Genomic DNA, 1602 nt, shown 5'->3' with positions numbered 1-1602 from the left:
CCCTAGGGTTGGGGGGTTCTTGCCTCTTGCCTCGTCTCAACAAGCAATTTAAATTACGAACAGCTTAACTCAAGCAAGTTGATTATATTATGGAGATTTTTAATCTGCTTAACCCGAACTCAGGTTAATTTATTAGTTGGCGCATTATTTTGAATAAAATGTTCTCCAGCTTATTGAAAAGCAATCAGTTACGACAACGCTTGTAAATATGGTCATTTCAGATAAGTCTGATACAATCTAGACCGATAAAAACCCTAGGAAATCTGGCATTTATCTTCTCAATCTTATCTTAGACGCGGGATACTTTGATTAACAGCCTCTGGAGAAAATTTCCATTAATTTTGTCCAATTTGTTGACGAATTGATTCAATCATTTCAGTCATAGCCGCCTTTAATTTGAGCGTAAATATCCGTTGCTTTCATTTCACCAAATAACTGATCTTTAATTTCTAAATAATTTAGAGGTTGGGATGCTGTTTCTCTTAGAAAGAAAGCCGCTTGAGCAATTCCCAATCTCTCCATGTTAGCCTGTACTGTAGAAGCAAGAGTTTTGTTATCTCGCACTACTCTGAGCAAAAATCTTAATGCTTCGTTAACCGCATCAGCAGTAGGAAACATTTCTGCAAATCATCTTCCATTTCTGGCTCATCCCTCTTCATCAGCTTCTCGTTTGGTTCGCGTCACTTCCCTTGCAATAAAGTTCCTCTGAGAAAGATGTCAATCAAAACTAATATTTTGCCATAAATCTGCTCTGACAAATTTGGATAAATGACCTACATTTGTTGTTACAATTATCAGATTTTTCACAGATAACGTGACAGCTTGTGCAATTAAAATCATATCACCATCAATTGTTTTATCTCCTGCTGTGGGTTGTCCTTGTTGGCGTGCCTGCGCCCAAAATAAAGCAGCTTTTCCCATTGCATCCATTGTAATGGCTAGGTATTCTATTAAGTTAGCTAACTCATCCAGTCGCTTAATTCCTTTAATCTTGTTAGCGCGTAACAACTCTCGACGCACCTCATAATCAGCAATTTCTGGAAGAATAACCCTAATAGCTGCTTTAATTAGTATTTGTAGCCAACAATTACAAGCTAGACTTTCAGGCGCTCGCTTAGGATTAGTAATTAAACCGATAATTCCCGTATCTAATAAAACTACTCTATTCACCAAGTTACTCCCTTTAAGTGAGCCAGAAATAAAGGACGCTCAGATAAGCGATCTTGGTCAAGTGCTTCGATTAAATATTCACCGGTTTCTTGTTGTTCCTGTTCATCTTCTTCATCAATCCAAGATTGAAGTAAATTAACCAGTTTGGCCTGTTTTTCTTGTTCTAAAATAGTATCCTTAAGTAGCTTGAGGAGATAAGCTTCTAGAGAAAGACCTTTCTCCCTCGCTTTTTGGCTGAGATATTGTTCGATTTCTGATGTTAAATTAAGAGTTAGTGGCATGGGCTTGACTTGAATCAATTTATCGTGTCTTTAACTAGGGTTTGCTGAAAAAGTTTTTCCTAGAAGCAGGGTGTAGGGTGTAGGGTGTGGGGTGTGGGGTTTTACCGATTTTGAGGGGGTCAATTACCTAATTTTCAGGGAAAAAGTACCT

The 1602-nt window shown here is 37.9% G+C and carries 3 protein-coding genes; all 3 read right to left on the bottom strand.

Features of this window, described 5'->3' with window-relative positions:
• Positions 1–375: 375 nt before the first annotated feature.
• Positions 376–618 carry a hypothetical protein gene (locus tag PX636_RS05530; RefSeq protein ID WP_232023846.1) on the bottom strand — a complete coding sequence of 81 codons (243 nt, stop codon included), beginning with the start codon at positions 616–618 and terminating at the stop codon, positions 376–378.
• 99 nt (positions 619–717) lie between these two features.
• Positions 718–1170 carry a PIN domain-containing protein gene (locus PX636_RS05525; RefSeq protein ID WP_288116437.1) on the bottom strand — a complete coding sequence of 151 codons (453 nt, stop codon included), beginning with the start codon at positions 1168–1170 and terminating at the stop codon, positions 718–720.
• Positions 1167–1451 (bottom strand): hypothetical protein, encoded by a 285-nt coding sequence (locus PX636_RS05520; RefSeq protein ID WP_288116436.1) that lies wholly within the window; start codon positions 1449–1451, stop codon positions 1167–1169. The genes PX636_RS05525 and PX636_RS05520 overlap by 4 nt, the downstream gene beginning before the upstream one ends.
• Positions 1452–1602 lie beyond the last annotated feature (151 nt).

Origin of the sequence: Microcystis sp. M53598_WE2 (assembly GCF_030067735.1) — a bacterium.
In the GTDB taxonomy this organism is placed as follows: domain Bacteria; phylum Cyanobacteriota; class Cyanobacteriia; order Cyanobacteriales; family Microcystaceae; genus Microcystis; species Microcystis aeruginosa.
Note: the sequence above shows the minus strand (reverse complement) of the source record. Positions and strands in the feature narration are given on the sequence as shown.

Excerpts from the sequence above, each read along its gene's own strand:
- PX636_RS05530 (WP_232023846.1), bottom strand. The coding sequence starts at position 618 with ATGTTTCCTACTGCTGATGCGGTTAACGAAGCATTAAGATTTTTGCTC.
- PX636_RS05520 (WP_288116436.1), bottom strand. The coding sequence starts at position 1,451 with ATGCCACTAACTCTTAATTTAACATCAGAAATCGAACAATATCTCAGC.